Source organism: Actinomyces sp. ph3 (assembly GCF_000308055.1).
Lineage (GTDB): Bacteria > Actinomycetota > Actinomycetes > Actinomycetales > Actinomycetaceae > Pauljensenia.
In genome coordinates, this window is the sequence record NZ_CAGY01000002.1 from 49,238 (window position 1) to 67,824 (window position 18,587).

16 protein-coding genes and 4 tRNA genes are annotated in these 18,587 nt (G+C 57.2%); 12 read left to right on the forward strand and 8 right to left on the reverse strand.

The window, feature by feature from the left end:
• Positions 1-4: 4 nt before the first annotated feature.
• Positions 5-1,843: a phosphoenolpyruvate carboxykinase (GTP) gene (locus tag HGAS_RS03800; RefSeq protein WP_019126553.1), complete on the reverse strand. Its 1,839-nt coding sequence runs from the start codon at positions 1,841-1,843 to the stop codon at positions 5-7.
• 302 nt (positions 1,844-2,145) lie between these two features.
• Between HGAS_RS03800 and HGAS_RS03805 the strand changes: the two genes are divergently transcribed.
• The 3 genes from HGAS_RS03805 to HGAS_RS03815 are packed head-to-tail and all read left to right on the forward strand — an operon-like array spanning position 2,146 to position 4,293.
• Positions 2,146-2,778, forward strand: a complete 633-nt coding sequence (locus tag HGAS_RS03805) for a DUF47 domain-containing protein (protein ID WP_019126554.1) — start codon at positions 2,146-2,148, stop codon at positions 2,776-2,778.
• A 3-nt stretch (positions 2,779-2,781) separates the two neighbouring features.
• Positions 2,782-3,843: an inorganic phosphate transporter gene (locus HGAS_RS03810; protein ID WP_019126555.1), complete on the forward strand. Its 1,062-nt coding sequence runs from the start codon at positions 2,782-2,784 to the stop codon at positions 3,841-3,843.
• Positions 3,844-3,855: 12 nt separating this feature from the next.
• Entirely contained in the window at positions 3,856-4,293 is a 438-nt protein-coding gene (locus HGAS_RS03815; RefSeq protein WP_019126556.1) for a septum formation family protein, read from the forward strand.
• Positions 4,294-4,306: 13 nt separating this feature from the next.
• Here HGAS_RS03815 and HGAS_RS03820 read toward each other — a convergent pair whose 3' ends face one another.
• Together HGAS_RS03820 and HGAS_RS03825 are read right to left on the reverse strand one after the other, a co-directional pair.
• The gene (locus HGAS_RS03820; RefSeq protein ID WP_233993699.1) at positions 4,307-5,335 is read right to left on the reverse strand and encodes an NUDIX hydrolase; all 1,029 of its coding nucleotides are present in this window, start codon (positions 5,333-5,335) and stop codon (positions 4,307-4,309) included.
• 267 nt (positions 5,336-5,602) lie between these two features.
• Positions 5,603-6,241, reverse strand: coding sequence for a hypothetical protein (locus tag HGAS_RS03825; RefSeq protein WP_019126558.1), 639 nt, complete (start codon positions 6,239-6,241; stop codon positions 5,603-5,605).
• 66 nt (positions 6,242-6,307) lie between these two features.
• Here HGAS_RS03825 and HGAS_RS03830 point away from each other — a divergent pair.
• Positions 6,308-6,379, forward strand: a tRNA-Lys gene (locus HGAS_RS03830).
• Positions 6,380-6,395: 16 nt separating this feature from the next.
• Here the strand turns inward: HGAS_RS03830 and HGAS_RS03835 are convergent.
• From HGAS_RS03835 to HGAS_RS03850, 4 genes are read right to left on the reverse strand one after another with little or no spacing between them, the layout of a single operon-like run.
• On the reverse strand, positions 6,396-7,307 hold the full coding sequence (locus tag HGAS_RS03835) for an EamA family transporter (RefSeq protein WP_019126559.1): 912 nt from the start codon (positions 7,305-7,307) through the stop codon (positions 6,396-6,398).
• A complete protein-coding gene (locus tag HGAS_RS03840; protein ID WP_019126560.1) occupies positions 7,304-8,221 on the reverse strand; it encodes an EamA family transporter in 918 nt (305 codons plus the stop codon). The genes HGAS_RS03835 and HGAS_RS03840 overlap by 4 nt, the downstream gene beginning before the upstream one ends.
• Before the next feature lie 7 nt (positions 8,222-8,228).
• Complete coding sequence (msrB, locus tag HGAS_RS03845; protein WP_019126561.1) at positions 8,229-8,696, reverse strand: peptide-methionine (R)-S-oxide reductase MsrB; 468 nt, start codon at positions 8,694-8,696, stop codon at positions 8,229-8,231.
• Between the two features lie 15 nt (positions 8,697-8,711).
• Positions 8,712-10,559, reverse strand: a complete 1,848-nt coding sequence (locus tag HGAS_RS03850) for a mechanosensitive ion channel family protein (protein ID WP_019126562.1) — start codon at positions 10,557-10,559, stop codon at positions 8,712-8,714.
• A 218-nt stretch (positions 10,560-10,777) separates the two neighbouring features.
• Between HGAS_RS03850 and HGAS_RS03855 the strand changes: the two genes are divergently transcribed.
• The 4 genes from HGAS_RS03855 (at position 10,778) to HGAS_RS03870 (ending at position 12,934) form a co-directional block, all read left to right on the forward strand.
• Positions 10,778-10,850: transfer RNA gene (locus tag HGAS_RS03855), tRNA-Glu, on the forward strand.
• A gap of 61 nt (positions 10,851-10,911) precedes the next feature.
• Positions 10,912-10,985, forward strand: a tRNA-Asp gene (locus HGAS_RS03860).
• A gap of 28 nt (positions 10,986-11,013) precedes the next feature.
• Positions 11,014-11,089: transfer RNA gene (locus HGAS_RS03865), tRNA-Phe, on the forward strand.
• Positions 11,090-11,407: 318 nt separating this feature from the next.
• The gene (locus tag HGAS_RS03870; RefSeq protein WP_051007853.1) at positions 11,408-12,934 is read left to right on the forward strand and encodes an Ig-like domain-containing protein; all 1,527 of its coding nucleotides are present in this window, start codon (positions 11,408-11,410) and stop codon (positions 12,932-12,934) included.
• A gap of 162 nt (positions 12,935-13,096) precedes the next feature.
• Here HGAS_RS03870 and HGAS_RS03875 read toward each other — a convergent pair whose 3' ends face one another.
• Complete coding sequence (locus HGAS_RS03875; protein ID WP_019126564.1) at positions 13,097-13,387, reverse strand: hypothetical protein; 291 nt, start codon at positions 13,385-13,387, stop codon at positions 13,097-13,099.
• Positions 13,388-13,520: 133 nt separating this feature from the next.
• Between HGAS_RS03875 and HGAS_RS03880 the strand changes: the two genes are divergently transcribed.
• The 4 genes from HGAS_RS03880 (at position 13,521) to HGAS_RS03895 (ending at position 18,585) form a co-directional block, all read left to right on the forward strand.
• Positions 13,521-14,261, forward strand: coding sequence for a TetR/AcrR family transcriptional regulator (locus HGAS_RS03880; RefSeq protein ID WP_019126565.1), 741 nt, complete (start codon positions 13,521-13,523; stop codon positions 14,259-14,261).
• Positions 14,262-14,423: 162 nt separating this feature from the next.
• Positions 14,424-15,200 (forward strand): biotin--[acetyl-CoA-carboxylase] ligase, encoded by a 777-nt coding sequence (locus tag HGAS_RS03885; RefSeq protein WP_019126566.1) that lies wholly within the window; start codon positions 14,424-14,426, stop codon positions 15,198-15,200.
• Entirely contained in the window at positions 15,197-16,999 is a 1,803-nt protein-coding gene (locus HGAS_RS03890; protein WP_019126567.1) for a biotin carboxylase N-terminal domain-containing protein, read from the forward strand. Before HGAS_RS03885 ends, HGAS_RS03890 begins: the two co-directional genes overlap by 4 nt.
• Positions 16,996-18,585, forward strand: coding sequence for an acyl-CoA carboxylase subunit beta (locus tag HGAS_RS03895; RefSeq protein WP_019126568.1), 1,590 nt, complete (start codon positions 16,996-16,998; stop codon positions 18,583-18,585). Before HGAS_RS03890 ends, HGAS_RS03895 begins: the two co-directional genes overlap by 4 nt.
• Positions 18,586-18,587: the final 2 nt, after the last annotated feature.

An 18,587-nucleotide genomic window follows, 5' to 3' on the forward strand; every position in this document is an offset into this window, starting at 1 on the left:
GCTATCAGGCCTGCTTTGCAGCAGCGATGCGTGCACGGAACTTCGCGAGCTGCTCGGTGATAGCTGCGGGGAGCTTGTCGCCGAACTGCGAGAAGTACTCTTCGGTGTCGTCCATCTCTGCCGCCCAAGCATCGGGGTCAATCTCGAAGAGCTTTGCCCACTTGGCTTCGTCGATGTCCAGGCCTTCAAGGTTGAAGTCCTCGAAGTGCGGGTAACGACCGGTGACGCCGTCGATTGCCTCGACCTCGCCAGCCGCGCGGCGAACGATCCAGTCCAGAACGCGGGAGTTGTCGCCGAATCCGGGCCACATGAAGTTGCCGTCTTCGTCCTTGCGGAACCAGTTGACCTGGTAGACCTTCGGGAACTTCTCGCCCAGCTTGTCCTGCATCTCCAGCCAGTGGCCCCAGTAGTCGGCCATGTTGTAGCCGCAGAAGGGCAGCATGGCGAAGGGGTCGTGGCGCAGCGAACCGGCCTTGACATCGGTTGCAGCAGCGGTGACCTCAGAGGCCACGGAAGCGCCGATGAACACGCCGTGTGCGGGCTCGTACTGCTCAGCAACCAGCGGAACGTTGGTTGCACGGCGACCACCGAAGAGGATGGCGTCGACCGGAACACCCTCGGGGGCTTCCCAGTCGGGGCAGATGATCGGGCACTGCGAGGCGGGGACGGTGAAGCGGCTGTTCGGGTGAGCAGCCTTCTCGCCGGACTCGGGGGTCCAGTCGTTACCGTGCCAGTCGATCAGGTGGGCGGGAACCTCACCGTCGATGCCTTCCCACCACACGTCACCATCGTCGGTCAGTGCAACGTTGGTGAAGATGGAGTTGGCCTTTGCGGTCTCCATTGCCATGGGGTTGGTCTTGTAGGAGGTTCCCGGTGCAACACCGAAGAAGCCTGCCTCGGGGTTGATGGCGCGCAGGCGGCCATCGGTTCCCGGACGCATCCATGCAATGTCGTCACCCACGGTCTCGACCTTGTAGCCGGGGATGGTGGGCTGGAGCATGGCCAGGTTGGTCTTGCCACATGCGCTGGGGAACGCTGCGGTCACGTGGTACTGCTTGCCGGTGGACTCGCGGGTCAGGCGCAGGACGAGCATGTGCTCTGCCATCCAGCCATCGCGCTTTGCCATGGTCGAAGCGATACGCAGCGCGAAGCACTTCTTGCCCAGCAGTGCGTTGCCGCCGTAACCGGAACCGAAGGACCAAATCTCGTTGGTCTCGGGGAAGTGGGTGATGTACTTCTCGTCGTTGCAGGGCCAGGTGGAATCTTCCTGACCGGGCTCCAGAGGAGCACCGACGGAGTGAACGGCGGGAACCCACACGCGGCCCTCGTTGATGAGGTCCATTGCCTTTGCACCCATGCGGGTCATGATGCGCATGGAGACAACAACGTAAGGAGAGTCGGTGATCTCAACGCCGAGCTGGGAGATGGGGCCACCCAGGGGACCCATGGAGAAGGGAACCACGTACATGGTGCGGCCCTTCATGGCACCCGTGAACTTCTCGTGCAGGGTTGCCTTCATTTCCTTGGGGTCTGCCCAGTGGTTGGTCGGACCTGCGTCCTCTTCCTTCTCACAGCAGATGAAGGTACGTGATTCAACACGCGCAACATCGGAGGGCTTCGAGCGAGCGAGGAAGCAGTTCGGGCGCTTCTCTTCGTTCAGCTTGGTGAGCATGCCACTCTCGACCATTTCAGAGGTCAGGCGATCCCACTCTTCCTGGGAGCCATCAGCGAACTCCACGCGATCAGGGGTGGTCAGTGCTGCAATCTCAGCAACCCACTTGATGACATCTTCGGGAGCGTTTGCCGGAGCGGCTGCGCGCACATCCTGTTCAGTCACGGACATTTTGCCTCCTGAGGCACTCGGTGATTCTGGGACGTGGTTACGCCCCGATCTACGTTCTTAATCATCCTCTACCCCACCGGTATTTGCGCGGGCGCAAAGTCCCTCTTTCCATATGAATCAGACAATTCCGTCAACTGTGGCCACGTTTCCTTGCAGTTTCCCGCAATATCTCAACCATTCATGCAAGTGTGGCAATAGACACATTCTTCAACAGGAGATTCACCCTAAAGTGAACTTGAATATCCAGTGTGTAATGGATGACGATTGCCTTGAGGCAGTCTCAACACAATCGGAGGAACATTATGGGGATCCGGAACAGAACGCAGGGCCCAAACTTCTTCGAATTCTTCACCCAGCAAGCGAGCAAGCTTGTCGAGGGAGTCGAAATTCTTTCGCATATCTACGCCGCTTCCCCCGAAGAGCGAATCGCACTTCGTGACCAGCTTCATGGCGTCGAACACCAGGGCGACGAACTCAACCACGAAATCTTCCAACGGATTAACTCATCCTTCATCACTCCTTTCGACCGCGAAGACCTTCAGTCCCTTGCATCCCACTTGGATGACTGCATGGACTTCATTGACGAAGCCGGCGACATGCTGGTCGTCTACGGCATCGCAGGTATCCCCGAACAGATTGCACACCTGCTTGACGAGCAGATCGCAGTCATCGTTCATTGCGCAGAGCTGACGGCTAAGAACATCCCGGCGCTCAAGTCCCCCGTGGACCTGCGCGATTACTGGATCGAGATCAACCGCCTCGAAAATGAGGGTGACTTGGCGTACCGCCGCACTCTCACAACACTTTTCGACTCCGGTCTTGACCCCATCACGGTCATCAAGCTCAAGGATGTCATTCAGAGCCTTGAGTCATGTGCGGACGCTTTCGAAGATCTGGCCAATGTCATCGAAGCCCTTGCACTGAAGGAATCCTGAGCCGTGGATCTTAACCTGATCCTGGTATGCATCGTCATTGCCGTTGCACTGTTCTTCAGCTACACCAACGGCTTCCATGACGCTGCGAACGCGATTGCGACCTCTGTTTCCACTAAGGCATGGACTCCTCGTGCGGCGCTCTTGATGGCCGCAGGAATGAATGTCCTGGGCGCCATGATGGGAACTGCGGTTGCAAAGACCATCGGCGAGGGGATCATTTCGATCTCCCCATATGCTGAATCTGCCCAGGTAGAAATGCAGCAAAAGGGTCTGGTCATCATCCTTGCAGCGCTCCTCGGTGCCTGCATATGGAACCTCATCACGTGGTGGTTTGGGCTTCCTTCATCTTCTTCGCACGCATTAATTGGCGGTATGGTCGGTGCAGGCTTGATGAGCGGCACCGCCGTCTATTGGTGGGGAATCGTCAAGTCGGTCATCATCCCGATGTTCGCCTCCCCCATCATCGGCTTCTTTGCCGGCTACATCGTCATGCGCATTGTGCTTTTCCTGCTTCGCAACGCGCAATACCACCACACCATGCGTCGTTTCCGTGCTGCGCAGCGCTTCTCTTCAGCCGCGATGGCCCTTGGCCACGGCATCCAAGATGCACAGAAGACCATGGGCATCATTGTCATGGCCCTTCTGGCCGGTGGCTACGGCGAGACCCACCATATCTACGATCCCATTACCGGCGATATGAACGTCCCGATGTGGGTGAAGATCTCAGGAGCTCTTGCAATCTCCCTGGGCACCATGGCTGGTGGTGGCCGAATCATGCGAACCATCGGCCGTAAGATCATCGACCTTGATCCCGCCCGCGGTTTCGTTTCCGAGGCCGTGTCATCCTCGATCCTCTACCTGTGCTCCTACGTCGTCCACGCCCCGATCTCGACAACACAGGTTGTTTCGACATCAATCATGGGCGTTGGGTGCACGAAACGTTTCTCAGCAGTGCGTTGGGGCGTTGCGGGATCGATCGTGACCGCCTGGTTCTTGACCCTACCCGCAGCTGCCGCAGTTTCTGCGGTTGTCTATTGGGTTTGCGCACTAATCGTTGGAGTCTGAGGCCCCAATTCAGTGAAAGCATCATTCATTCGCACCTGCTGCGGTGTGCTTGCCCTTCTCTTTGGGGCAAGCACACTCAGCGGGTGCGGTTTTTCTTCTGTCATGCGACTTTCCGTCGGGACCTGCGTTCAGATTCCAACCTCAACCAGCGCGTATTCTTTAGAAACTGTTTCCTGCTCGAGCCCTCACCAGGCTGAGGTTTTCGCCCTCCCCACTGTTGGGGGATCAGAGTTCCCCGAGGCCGCGCAACTTGAGTCGGAAGCGCGACGCGCGTGCGAAAAAGACTTCACGTCCTACGTTGGAAGCGGTGCCGAAGACTCGGCCCTTGACCTCATTTGGATGACGCCCAGCCGAGAGTCATGGAAGCGGGGCGACCGGCAGATTGTCTGTCTTGCCGCTGCGAACGGCGATCAAACCCTTCGCGGTTCTGTTCGCGATTCGGCGTACTAGCAGCAGCTAGCAGCTATTCTGCAACCCTGGGTGCGTGACGTTCAATGTCAACCACACGCACCCAGTCCCCTTCGGGAAGAGTATGCAGAATAACCATCTCAGATGCAGAAAGCTCCCTGGCGTCAAGCGGGAAATTCATCCGCACGCCGGAGGGCGTGAATTGACGGAAGACATCAAAAAGCCCCGGAAGCATCGTGCGTGGCGCGCAGAGAACTCGCGGTTCACCATCTGCCAAAAGCGCACGCACAAAGGCCTCGTCAGAGGAAGAATTCGCACCATCGCGTGAGGGAAGAGTATCGATTGATACTCCCGCGAGCGCAGCCCAGGGCCCCAGCGTCTGCCGGGTCCGCGCGGAAGAAGTCGCCATCGCTCGACGAACCCCGTATGCAGACAGCAGGTCTACCAGTTCAAGTGCCTCGCGAACCCCGGTACGCGACAGAGGACGCGCGTCGTCATCGCCCTCCCAATGCTGGGCTGGAAGTGCACGCGCATGGGGCAACATAGCCAAAGGAGTCGTCACAAGCTCGCCACTTCGGCCTCGCATGAGAAGTTCGTTGAGGAGACGACGATCCCCGCGACGAGTAAGAAGATCATGAGCACGCGAAGGAGACATCCACCGCGCCTGGTCAATTTCTCGCGTAGGAGCGCGGTGGACCGGCTTACGTAGATGGACGAGGCCACGATCAGAATGGGGATCTTCTCCCATGAGGGTTCCCACCCAGTAGCGGACCTCCTTGGTCTGCCCTGAGCCAAGGCGGTAGCGCTGAGTCGTTAGAGGGGCGCCGAGGCTGATGACGTGACCGGTTTCTTCCTCGACCTCACGCACAGCCGCAACGGGAATGGTCTCTCGTCCCTCAATCTTGCCTTTCGGCCATGACCAATCGTGATACTGGGGGCGGTGGACTAGCAGAACTTCGATCTCAGCCTCGTCAAGCACATCTCCTGGGAGGACCTGACGGCCCGGGTGGCGTAAGCGCCACACAAGGGCGCCGCCTGCGCGAATAAGGCGCATCGGGGGCATGGGCTGAGGGCTGGGTGTCACGTTATTAACCCTAACCTAGAGTGAGCGTGGGTGCGGGCTTGAAACCCACACCCACGCTCTTCTCAGATTTCTGTTTTAGTAGGCGACAGTGAAACGCTGTCCCGTATGAGTGGGCGTTTCGATCTCGTCGACAAAAGCCTGGGCAAAGTCTGCTCCAGAGATATCAGAAACCCCATTCTCGTCAGTGAGTAGAACATCACCACCGAGGCGGAAATGCCCGGTATGGGTTCCGGGATTGTATGAACCGAAATTACCCGCCGGAGAAACTCAGTCCAACTCCCCGATGCGCGCTCGGGAGGCGGCACGTTCGAGCTCTTGAGCGGTCATCACCAGCGCCCGCGCACGCATCGTCACGCCGTACGCCAGTGCATCATGCGGGTCATCGATCCATTGTCTTCCCACTCTGGGATCTCCCGCAGCGACAATGCGCATCGCATGCGCAAGCTCCGTGAAGATGTCTTCCAGATCATCATCACGTTTTTCTCCGGACAGAAGTGCATCCGCGTCATGGATAACATCTTCCAAAGGACGCGCATGAATGGGCTCTTCGAGTCCCGGGACCTGCTCCGCATGCAATCCCAAGATGTACAGATCAGTAACCGTGAGCGGGTCACGGTGGAACCACTCTCTGAACAAGTACACGCGCCACAGCGCACCTGGAAGAGTGAAATCGGGGCTTAGCGACCACAGCTCGGCAACTAGAGGAACTCCACCGGTGGAGAGCAGCTCGCGAAGGCGACGCAAGGCCTCGGCATCAAAATCTTCATCTCCCACACCCAACAGTGCCCAAGCAGTTGAGTGAGCAAGAACAGAAGAATCCGCAACATCTGGCGCACCAACAATTGCCTCTGTTTGCGCATAGTCCAAAATCGCCGGACGTCTTGGGATGCGTTGCGGTTCGCCCATTTGCTCTCCTACCAGTAAGATGGTGGGGTTGGTCCACCCGATGGGCCACACAGCGGGGTTACCCGCGGGCCTATAGCTCAATGGTAGAGCAGCGGACTTTTAATCCGTGGGTTGGGGGTTCGAGTCCCCCTGGGCCTACTTCTTTCGCGCTTTTCTAGTTTTCTGTTTCTTCTGTACCCAGAACACCTTTGACATCGGGATGCGCACGCCCCGCCATCGAGGCAATCCCCACGGCAATTGAAATGCACACCAAACCGACCAATTGCCACAGGCTAGGAATCTGACGCAAAAGCACTGCACCGATCAGAGCCGAGGTCGCGGGAAGAAGCGCCGTAAACAACGCAAAAGTCGCCGCAGAAACCCGCTTCATCGCCATGGCTTCAAGGCTGTATGGGAAAACCGTCGATAAGAATGCCAAGGCAATGACCGCAACTAAAACCTTTCGATCACTGAATGCGACCATCGCACCTGGGGCCAGAATTGGCGCAGAGATCAAGGCGCTGAACGCACAACCCAGCGAAAGGTTAGTCATCGCAGAGCTCGACGAGGCTGCTTTCTGCCCCAACACGATGTAAGTTGCCCACGATGCGCCGGCCGCCAGAATCCATACAACCCCACCTAAGGTTCTCGGAGCACTCAAATCCAACCCAAGTCCGCCGATCGCACACACCCCGGCCAAGGCAAAGAAGGCAGCGATTCTTGGCGCCCAACCACGGCCTCGTACAACAGCAACCATCACAGGACCAAGGAACTCAAGCGAAACCGCAGCTCCAAGGGGAATGCGGGAAATTGCCTCGTAAAAGCAGGCGTTCATGCAGACCAAGGCAATGCCGAAGAAGAGAGCGCCCTTCAGTGTCGCGCGATCAAGGCCTCGCCGAGGACGAACCCACGCGCACAGGACCAAACCGCCAACAAATCCCCTCCACCAGGCGACCGAGGCCGGTTCAACGACAGAGAAGGCAAAAACTGCAACAGCAGCACCGCTGTACTGAATGAGAGCCGAGGTAACGATCAATACCTGTGCGGGAATGCGGTTTGCTATTCCTGCTAATGATCGGCTGCTCACAATCCTCCCTCAACTAGCTCACGCACCTCTTCGGCAAGGATCTCATCTTCCTTCGAGGATTCCTTTGATGCAATTCCAACGGCGACCGAGATGAGAAGAAGCCCCAGAATCTGCCACAGGGTGGGGATCTGCCAGAGGATGATGACACCCATCAGCAGCGACGAGGCCGGAGAAAGTGCAGTAAAAAGCGAAAAATCTGCCGCAGAAATCCTGTGCATGGCAATGGCTTCAAAGGAACAGGGAATGATGGTGGATAGGACCGCAACAAGCACGACAATCCCAAGCAACCAAGGCTGAGTGAGTGCCGGTAACGCTGACTTTGCCATGAAGGGCGAAAGTATCAGCCCACTGAGCGCACAACCGACAGCAAGATTGGTGACTCCCGAGCGCTTTGACGCCACGCGTTGGCCAAGAAGGATGTAGACCGCCCACGCGACAGCACACAAGGCCGCCCATTTCAGCCCGGGAATAAAACCTGGATCATTGGTGTCGAGGCCAAGCCCACCAATAGCAATGACCCCCGCCAAGGCAAGGAATGCGGCAAGGCGCGGAAGCCAGCCTCGGCCACGAATCACTGCGACGGCAACAGGTCCGATGAACTCCATTGAGACGGCTGGACCTAGGGGCAAATACGCGATCGATTCAAAGAACGTGATGTTCATGGTGATCAACGCCAAGCCGAAGCATGCGGACTCAACAAGATCCTTAACGCTCAGGCCCACACGCCAGGGGCGTCGCCAGGCACACAAGATCATCCCGGCGATGAAAACACGCATCCATGCCACAGCACCGGGCTGGACAGACCCAAAAATCAGGACTGCAACAGCCGCACCGCTATACGCACTAAGCGCAGCACCAACAATCAGAAGGGGCGCGGGAACACGTGAAAGAAGCGCACGAAGATGGGAGAGCACTACCCCACTATGCCACAGGGTCAGGGACAAATTGTAAGCACACGGAATTCATGCAAAAACGATTTCCCGTTGGTTGATCCGGTGCATCATCAAAAATGTGCCCTAGGTGAGAATCACAGCTTGCACAGCGCACCTCAATGCGGCGCATTCCGTGGGAAATATCCTCGAAATAGTTCACCGCACCGGGCAGCGCTTCATAGAAACTCGGCCACCCGCAATGCGATTCAAACTTCGTTGACGAGGGGAAAAGCTGAGCGCCACACGCCGCACACAGATAGGTACCTGAGCGGTGTTCATCCAGCAGCTCACCTGTCCAAGGCGCCTCAGTCCCAGCTTGACGAAGAACCAAGTACTGCTGGGGAGTAAGCCGCTCACGCCACTCATCGTCGCTGTAATTCACGCTGGGAGCCAACTGCTGCGCCTGCGCAAGGTGTTCGAGCTGCGTTGCACGATCACGGGTTCGAATGATTTTCATGTTGTTTTCCTCAATTCAGTCCTGTTGAACATCGCTGCGCTGCGGACGCACTGCATCCTCGGGCACTCGCGGTCCACTGTTCAAACGAGTTGTTTCTTCTTCGTGACGTTTCGCCGTTGCTTCGCGTTCTGCTAGGACGTCGTCACCGGGGCCGGCGTAAATCTGATTACGTTCGTCGGCGTCGGGTGACCCAGAGAAGAGGCGCTCCCCACGAACGACAGTCGCATCCAGATGGGCTTGACCGGCCTGTACTTGCGGGGCTGAGGCCTGCGCATTGTCACTGTCCACCTGGGCCTGAGGCAAAAGCGCGGTTGATCCCCCACCGAGGTGGTTCTTGCCTAGACGCGCATTGGCCTGGGCAACCTTTTCCGCTAGTTGCTCGGCGACCAAAGAATGCAGCATTGTCTGCGAAAAAACCTGGGTCTGCGCGTCACTGGCCGAGGCCACAGCAGTAACCTTCCCCGTATCAGCGAGCTCACGCTGACGCTGAGCCATTGCCCTCCTTCGAGCGCGCTTCGCTTTTTGCCGAGCTGCGAGCAGGCGGACAGAATGGACTGCATCATCCAGGGGACCCGAATCGACATCTTCTGCCTTGCCCTGAGAAGAAACCGACGAGGCCTGAGCAGAGCCGCCTGCCGCTGCCCCAGGGTGTGAGTCGGGGGCACCCGTCGTGTCGGAGGCAATACCCGACAGTTCCTTCGCAAGACGAGCAACAGCCTCGCGAGAGGTATCCTGCGTGACCGTCTCAACCTCCAAGGGCTGAACACGCGTATGCGGACGGATCGCAGGATCCTCATCAACAACCCACCGAATCATGTTTTCACGTAGATAGCAGCGCAGATCCCACAGCGCTCCGGAGTCCTTCGCAGAGACAACAATGCGAACAGTCATTGTCGTTTCATCCGAGTCAGCAACCTGAACGGCCCACGAACGGCCATCCCACAAATCAGTTGCAAGAAGGAGCTGTTGAACGTGACTACGGATCAGAGTTAAAGGCGCAGTCCAGTCGAGCTTGAGCTCGACATTACCCAGCTTGGTCGTAGCGCGACGCGTCCAATTTTCGAAGGTGTTGGACGTGAAGTAGGTCGAAGGAACGATGAGCCGGCGTTCGTCTGGAAGTCGAACAACAACGTAAGAAAGAGTGATTTCTTCAACCTTGCCCGAAACATTGTCCTTACCGACGACGACCACATCGCCGACGCGAATCGCATCCGTGAAGGCCAATTGGATACCGGCAAAAACATTTCCCAAGGTCTGCTGGGCTGCAAGACCGGCGATCACCGAAACGACACCTGCAGAGGCCAGAACGGTTGTCATTGCCTGACGCGCGGCATCAAAAGTGAAGAGGGCTGCGCAAACACCAAGAAGGATGACCAGAGCCTGTAGGAGACGACGGATAACCTGCGCTTGGGTTTCAAACTTACGGGAAACGCCTCCGTCTTTTTCCTGGCGGATTCGTGCCGCGTCTTCGAAGATCCAGACGCTGTTGTAGACCATCCAAGTCATCGTCAAAATGCCAATAATGAGCAGAACATGGGAGATGAAGCCCACCATTCCGCCATTGGACCAATCTGACAGAGTGGTATTGACCAGCATGAATTGCAGGCCAGCCCACGCGCCCCAAGCCATCGCAGTGATGTAGTACGAGGTCCGGACACGTTTGGTAATCGCCGCAAAATAGCGCGAGCGACGGGCAATTGGACGCGTTAAAAGGACGATCACCAGCGCCACAACGAAGGCGATAACCAAACCAACTGCGGCGCCGAAGATCAGTGATGCCAGGTCCAGCGCATTTTGAACAGCATCTTGTGCAACCCCCGTTGGCGAAGGCGAGGGTGTCGGATCATCGGCACTGAAAATCATAAAACCGTCCTTGAATCACTCATTCGGTACTCACTCAAGCCTAGGCGCGATCATTGAGAATCGCCTGAGGCTTGAATCGATAGACACCATTGCAAATCCCAGAATATCAAGGAAAAGTAGCTATGTGACGGTCATCACTGCTATTCTTTTTGCTTTAAGGCCCTGCTTCTGCCTAATATTCTCTTCGTCCTCGGACGCCAGACCGGTGGCCGACAGTGGCCCCCATCGTCTAGAGGCCTAGGACACCGCCCTTTCACGGCGGCGACACGGGTTCGAATCCCGTTGGGGGTACTTCTTCGAAGTCGCTCGTGTCGACAGTGAAGAAAAATTCAATAGGCTTCACCTATTGTGAGGCCCCGTAGCGCAGTTGGTTAGCGCGCCGCCCTGTCACGGCGGAGGTCGCGGGTTCAAGTCCCGTCGGGGTCGCAAGACCAGGCCAGTAGGTTTCGGTCCTGGCTCTGTAGCTCAGTTGGTAGAGCGTTCGACTGAAAATCGAAAGGTCACCGGATCGACGCCGGTCGGAGCCACCAGATAAAACCCTCGCATCGCGAGGGTTTTGTTATATCTACTGCGACCAGAATCACACTTCCTCCCCCACGCTCCACAACTCTGAGCATAAACCTTTCTTGACCTGCAACAACACTTGCCAGAAAACACTTTTTGACAACTTGATCAACCACGGTGAGGCACCGAAAAAGCTGTTTTAGAACTTTTAGGCCATCCCAGATATTTGTGAATTCATCCCTGAACTGACTAGCATTTAGATATCCCCCACAAATCAATCAGGAGATTTTCAGGTGTCGATACGCGTTCAAACTCTCACAAGATCAGCGATTTCGGGGCTTTCAATGCTCCTCGCATGTTTCCTTGCATTAGCCTATTTCGTCGTTTCCCAAGGTGCGTCACAGGCCGCAACCGTCAACGACATCGTCAAGGATGTCAAGCTCTCTGGAGTCAGCTCCTCAACGAAGCTTGGCGTTGGCACCATGATGCAGGTTGACTTCACCATCGACGGAACGGGGAAGGCAATCCGCCAGGGAGACACTTTCACCATCCAAGCACCCCCGGAGCTCAACACCTTCGCTTCGACCGGCACACAACTTCAATTCGACATGATCGCCCCTGATGGTCAGGTCGCTGTCAATTGCTCTGCTCCCGCACCTGAACCCGGAGCGGTCATCACCTGTACCTTTACAGACTACGCAAACTCCCACCAGAACATCACCGGTTCAGGTTGGGCAAAGATGAGCGCAGCTGCAAAGACCACTGCTGGCGCAGTGTCCTTCTTGATTGATGGCAAGGCTGTTTCTGTTCAGCTCCCCGGTGACGGAACCGGAATTGGCGACACCAATATCGGAAAAACCACCAAACACAACAAAGGCGGAACAGTCGACTCCGATGATCCTTCGTTGATTAACTGGTCGATTAACATCGTGGAGTCAGGAATCTCGGTCGAAACCATCACTGTTGACGATACCTTCACGAATGACAATGGTGGTTACACCCTGGCCAACGAGCCCTCAATGTTAGTGTGGGCTAACGGAGACGACTTCCCCTTGGGAGATTCCACAACGGTATCGAATGGCGATGCACTGAACGGCGGCACCTTCACCGTCACGAAGAAGGCAGACGGCAGCGGTTTCACCGCGACTTGGCCGAAGGGTAACGGAAACGCAATTTATTCGATCTCCTATAACACCAAGATCAAGAATTCGGCAATGGTCGGTAAGTCTGCGACCTTCACAAACAACGCGTCTGTCAACGCTGTTGTATTGGTCGGAAAAGCGGTAATCACAGCCGATGGTGGTGGTTCCACCAACGACAACCCCTCATTGCCTCGCCCCACACCAACGACAACGACTCCGGAACCTACCCCGAGCACGACAACACCGGAGCCAACCCCAAGCACAACCACTCCCGAGCCAACACCTAGCACAACCACTCCCGAGCCAACACCTAGCACAACCACTCCCGAGCCGACTCCTACTACAACGACTCCGGAACCAACCCCCAGTACAACCACTCCGGAACCCACCCCCAGTACAACCACTCCGGAACCAACCCCCAGTACAACCACTCCGGAACCAACACCAACACCGACGACAACCGAGCCGACTCCTGAGGTATCAACAACAACTCCTCAGCCTTCGGCCTCGACAAGTAGCACGACTCCTCCGGTAACCCCCGAGACAAGCAATCCTCCGCTTCCTCCGGCACCACAGCAGGATGTGCCCCCCGCGGCGCCTTCTCCCAAGGAAGCGAATCGTTCCCTTGCTTCGACCGGCACCGATGCGACTCTTGCCGCAGCTGCTGCACTGAGCGCGGCAATTGCCGGAGGCTTGCTTGTAGCCCGTACTCGTCGCGAACAGGATTGAGACAAAGAGTCGATCAGGCTTGCGGCCTGCAGCCCACGCATAGGGGCACAAAGGCGTTAGCCTGATTGGCCGACACACAATCGACTCAATACACAACAGGGTGGGGGCCAGACGCGCAGCGTCTGGCCCCCACCCTGTTATAACCGCATCTAGCGGTGGTGATTAGTCTTCGCGGGTCGTAACCTCAATGATCTGAACTTCAGCGGAATCTGGGATATCAGCCGCGCGAGGAGCAGATTTTCCAGAAGCACTAGTCGAAGGCTCATCAACCACGGTGCTGTCAACAACACGCACACCCGGCCGCGGGGCCCCATAGCGCGAAGGAGCGTCTTGCCCCATGCCGCGACGTATCGCGCGACGGACAAAGAAAATGAAGGCAGCTGAAATCAGTGCAACACCGATGACAACGATCAGAATCAGGTTGCCCAGTAGCGTAAGAAGTCCACCAATCATGCATTCACCCTACACTGGGCACAATGGTCGTGAGAGAATAGAGCCCTCAGCTCTAAACGAACATGTCACTGAAGAGGTATCGCCTTCGCCTGTGCATGTTCCACTCGGTGTCGGCAGGAAGAGGCGGTTATATATGGGAAAACGAGCCGAAACCCAGGACCGTCTCCTCGCAGCAACTCGACACATCATCATCACCGAAGGCATTGAAGCTACATCACTTGAGCACATCTGCGCAGTTGCAGGTTTTACCCGCGGCGCCTTCTACTCAAATTTTTCCTCTAAAGACTCACTGCTGGGAATCTTGGCCGAAGGCGAATACGCCGACCTGATCCAACGCCTGCGTGAACGCGTCCTTTTGTGGGAGAACGCCCAAACCCCCGCTTCCCAGGGAGGTGAGGGGGATCGTCACCTCCTCATGGAAAACCTGCTCTACGAAGCCTTGGACGCAATCCATATTGACGAAGGGCTCTACATCCTCCACTCCGAGATGCTCATGCGCTCAATCCGCGACCCCGAGTGGGGTATGCGACTGCTGGACCTCAATCGTCAATTTGCAGATCAACTCGGTTCGGTTCTGCAGACAATCCTGACGGCCGCTGGCCGCGAACTTACGGTTCCCATTGGTGCGCTTGCCCAAAGTGTCATCGGTGTCGTCATGCGCGCTGCAGGCCTTGCGGGTTGGCGTCAATCCATTCGCGAGTACCGCAGTAAGCACAGTGCTGCCACAAACTCCGGCTACCCAGCGCCAGCGCCTCACGAAGATCACCCTCCGGTACCACCTGCCCACACAGCCTCGCAGGCTAGCCCGGCAACCCGATCAATTCTCGAAGTCGTCCTGGTCCTGCTCTACGCTTGCTCGCGCGAAATCGCCTGAAAATACACATCGGTATCGCTCTCAAGCGTTTTCGAAGGAAACTTCAAGAGTCGCAGAATTACACCGAAAACTCATAGCACCTCATCGGCGTTCCGGGCGCATCCCTCACAATATGCACCCCTGTATTTGTCCGCTCATGCGGCGAATTGAACGATGGGTGTAATGCAGATTGATCAAGAAGCACCCGTCCTTCACTGCGACGAAGTTGACTCAACGAACACTCACCTTGCCCACATCGTGCTCGGCGAGGGGTCAACTGCGCCTTCGGGGATAGCGCTGTGGGCAAGCCGCCAGAACAAGGGTCGCGGACGCGATGGACGCGTCTGGCTCTCTTCCGATGAAGCACTGACTTTCTCTCTCATGGTTGAGGCCTCGGAAAGCGAATTGGAATGGCTGACCGCGCTGGCTGGGGTCGCACTCCTGCGCACGATCCGCAGCACAGGGCTCGACGCGGCAGTAGGCGGTGAGGACGCACTTTCACTCAAGTGGCCAAACGATCTGCTCATCAACGGACGTAAAGCCGCTGGAATTCTTTGCGAACACCTCGACACAAGCGTCGACACCCACCGTGTGATCGTTGGCATCGGGTTAAACATCGGCGCACTACCGCTTGAAGTTCGTGACTTCGCCGCAAGCTTTGACACCTCAATGAGCAGCGAGGAACGCGAATCATTCATCCGCGAACTGCGCATGAACCTCGAGCTGCTCTTCACGCTACCCGGCGCACCCGAATCCTGGCGCGAGGAGTACAGCTCATACATGCGCATCTTCGGCACACAATGTCCACTGCACCTTCCCGGGGGCATTCGCTTCACCGCGATTCCGATCAGCATCGATGAGCACGCGCACCTAATCTGCCGCTCCACGGAAGGCGAAATTCTCACCGTCACTACGGGGGAAATTTCCCCCACCCCACTAGTGGAAGGACACCTGTCATGACGATTGCCCTTTCTCCCGTTCTGGTTGCGAACCGAGGTGAAATTGCGGTTCGCGTCATTCGTACCCTTCGCGAAATGGGTTTGGATTCCGTCGCTGTCTACGCTGAGGCCGATCGGGATACCTTGGCCTGCGAGCTCGCAACCTCCGCCTACAGCCTGGGTGGGAAGGGCGCTGCTGAGACCTACCTGAATCCGGAAGCGATTCTCGAGGCCGCCGCAAAGTCGGGCGCGCGAGCAATCCACCCCGGATACGGCTTCCTTTCCGAGAACGCCGATTTCGCCTCGCGCGTCGCAGAAGCCGGCTTGGTGTGGATTGGTCCTTCCGCCGATGCCATTGAGGCCTTGGGGGACAAAATTCGAGCCCGCGAACTGGCTGATTCGTGCCAGGTCCCAACAATCACCGGTCGTTCTTTGGAAGGGAGCAGCGTCGAGGATGCACTTGAGCTGGCACAGTCCATTGGCTACCCGGTCCTGATCAAGCGTGCCGATGGCGGCGGTGGGCGCGGAATCACTCGCATGAATTCCGACTCAGATATTCGCGATTTCTACACGAACCTGATCGATCCTTCGACATTGACCCTGTGCTTCATGGAGAAATTCATTTCTCACGGTCGTCACGTCGAAACGCAATGCGCTCGCGATTCTTTCGGAACTTTCGCAGTCGTTTCGACGCGAGATTGCTCGGTCCAGCGTCGCAACCAGAAGGTTGTTGAAGAAGCTCCTGCTCCTTTCATCTCCGAAGAACTCCACGCAGCACTTGAGGAGTACTCCCGCGCACTCTTTGACGCGGTCCAGTATGTGGGTGTCGGCACCTGTGAGTTCTTGGTCGAAGACGGTAAGGCTTATTTCCTGGAAGTCAACCCTCGCCTGCAGGTCGAACACACGGTTTCTGAAGAGGTCACCGGAATCGATCTGGTTCGCGAACAGATCCGAATTGCTCAAGGTCTTCCACTTAGCGAGATCCCCTCTACTCGCGGTCATGCGATCGAAGTACGAGTCACCAGTGAGGATCCCGCTCAGGAACTCATGCCCGCAACTGGTCGTTTGAGCGCAATCCAGTGGCCCGGCGGCCCCGGGGTCCGTGTCGATTCCTTCATCCGTCCCGGTGAAGAAATCGGAACCGACTTCGACTCTCTCATTGCAAAAATCACCGTTCATGCGCCGACGCGTATTCAAGCAATTATTCGCCTCCAGCGGGCGCTGGATGAATTCCGCGTCGAGGGTCTGCCGACCTCTGCTCCCCTGCTCTCCCACATCCTCGCAACTCCCGAATTTCGAAGCGAAGAAAGCGACAGCTTGGGTGTCTACACCCAGTGGTTGGAACGCGAAGGAGTTCTCGAAGAGGTTGCACGCGAGCTCTCGGCTGCGGGCACCACACAATCACGTGAGGCCTCGGAAGAAGGAAGCGAAGCACGCTCACTGCGCTCCTTCGTCATCGAAATTGACGGAAAGCGCACAACGCTGAGCCTTCCTGCGGAACTATTGGCCGCTGCCGGGGGTGAATCGGGGGGCCGTACGCTTCGGCCTCGTCAGCCACTGCGACGCTCACTGCGCCCACGCACTGGGGCAAACGACGAGGGCCCGAACGTCACCTCCCCCATCCAAGCAACTGTCATCCGCATCGCCGTAGAAGAAGGCCAAGAGGTCGAAGAGGGCGAACTGGTTGCAGTCATTGAGTCCATGAAGATGGAAAAGGCCCTGAACGCAGGTTGCTCGGGAACGATCTCGGCGATTCACGTCTGCGCGGGCGACACCGTCAAAGCAGGAGACGTCTTGGTGAGCATTAAGGAGGAATCATGACCCCATCGAGCGCCAAGCGAATCGACGAGGCCGAAGAGCACGAAGCCATCAGCCGCCGAAACTTCTACGATCGCACGCACAGCATCTTGGAAGCGGCGGAAGAAAAAGCACGTCAGGCACAGCATGCTCGCGGACGCCAAACCGCCCGCGAGCGCTTGGACTACCTGCTTGATGAGGGCTCCTTCAGCGAACTCAACCGCTACGCCGGCGGCGACATCGAGGCCGGTGAGCTCGGTTCTGCCGTCATCACGGGTATCGGCACGTTGGACGGCCGCCCAGTCGCCGTTTATGCACAGGACTTCTCGATCCGCGGCGGCACACTGGGCAAGGTTGAAGGCGATAAGATCCTTCTCCTCATGGATCGCGCCCTCTCCATGCGAATTCCGATCATTGCGCTTTTGGATTCGGGCGGAGCTCGCATCCAAGAAGGCGTCACCGCGCTTGCACAATACGGTCGAATTTTCCGCAAGACCACCGAGGCCTCGGGAGTCGTCCCCCAGATTTCGGTAATTTTGGGCCCCTGCGCAGGTGGCGCGGTCTACGGGCCGGCACTCACCGACTTCATCATCATGACGAAGAACTCCTCGTACATGTTTGTTACCGGCCCCTCCGTTGTGAAGGCTGCGACCGGCGAGGAAATTTCCTCTGAAGACCTCGGTGGCGGCGACCTGCACAACTCAGTGTCGGGCGTTGCGCACTTCCTTGCCGAAGATGAGCACGAGGCCCTGGATTACGCACGCACTCTGCTGTCCTACCTGCCGCAGAACTGCGATAAGAAGCCTCCGCGCTATCTCTTCGAAAACGATGGCACCGAAGAACGCGCACGTGAGGTCGCATCCCTGGTTCCGGAATCCCCCAAGCAGGACTACGACATGGTCGAGGTCATTGAAGCGCTTGTCGATCACGGGGAATTCCTTGAGGTTCAGCCCCTGTTCTCACCTTCCATCATTGTTGGCTTCGCCTGCTTTGAAGGACGACCGGTTGGAATCGTTGCCAACCAGCCCAGCATTGATGCGGGAACTCTGGATGTGAACGCCTCTGAAAAGGCCGCGCGATTCGTCCAGTTCCTTGATGCTTTCGGAATCCCGATCATCACCCTTGTTGACGTCCCCGGGTATCGTCCCGGTTCTGAACAGGAACGAGCGGGAATCATTCGCCGCGGGGCCAAATTGATCACCGCCTATGCGACCGCAACCGTCCCCATGATCACCGTTATTTTGCGCAAGGCATTCGGCGGCGCCTACATCGTCATGGGTTCGAAGTCGCTGGGCGCAGATATTAACTTCTCATGGCCGGCCTCTCAAATTGCCGTGATGGGCTCTGAAGGGGCGGTGGACATCGTCTTCCGCCGACAGCTTGCCGCGGCCGGAAAGGAAGGGCGCGATGTTGCTGAGCAGCGTGCGCACTACCAGGAAATGTATGAACGCCAGGCGATGAACCCGAATCTTTCTCTGAAGAACGGAGAGCTCGACGCACTGATCGAGCCTTCGACAACCCGCCAGAACATTTGCCGAGCCCTATCGGTCCTTCACCTAAAGGACCGCACCGTAACGACCCCGCGCGTCCACGATAACGCCCCTATGTGATG

Coding starts and splice junctions, on each gene's coding strand:
- HGAS_RS03825 (WP_019126558.1), bottom strand. CDS start 6,241: ATGGGCGAACCGCAACGCATCCCAAGACGTCCGGCGATTTTGGACTAT.
- HGAS_RS03850 (WP_019126562.1), bottom strand. CDS start 10,559: ATGATTTTCAGTGCCGATGATCCGACACCCTCGCCTTCGCCAACGGGG.
- HGAS_RS03880 (WP_019126565.1), top strand. CDS start 13,521: ATGGGAAAACGAGCCGAAACCCAGGACCGTCTCCTCGCAGCAACTCGA.
- msrB (WP_019126561.1), bottom strand. CDS start 8,696: ATGAAAATCATTCGAACCCGTGATCGTGCAACGCAGCTCGAACACCTT.
- HGAS_RS03885 (WP_019126566.1), top strand. CDS start 14,424: ATGCAGATTGATCAAGAAGCACCCGTCCTTCACTGCGACGAAGTTGAC.
- HGAS_RS03875 (WP_019126564.1), bottom strand. CDS start 13,387: ATGATTGGTGGACTTCTTACGCTACTGGGCAACCTGATTCTGATCGTT.
- HGAS_RS03895 (WP_019126568.1), top strand. CDS start 16,996: ATGACCCCATCGAGCGCCAAGCGAATCGACGAGGCCGAAGAGCACGAA.
- HGAS_RS03890 (WP_019126567.1), top strand. CDS start 15,197: ATGACGATTGCCCTTTCTCCCGTTCTGGTTGCGAACCGAGGTGAAATT.
- HGAS_RS03870 (WP_051007853.1), top strand. CDS start 11,408: ATGCTCCTCGCATGTTTCCTTGCATTAGCCTATTTCGTCGTTTCCCAA.
- HGAS_RS03805 (WP_019126554.1), top strand. CDS start 2,146: ATGGGGATCCGGAACAGAACGCAGGGCCCAAACTTCTTCGAATTCTTC.
- HGAS_RS03800 (WP_019126553.1), bottom strand. CDS start 1,843: ATGTCCGTGACTGAACAGGATGTGCGCGCAGCCGCTCCGGCAAACGCT.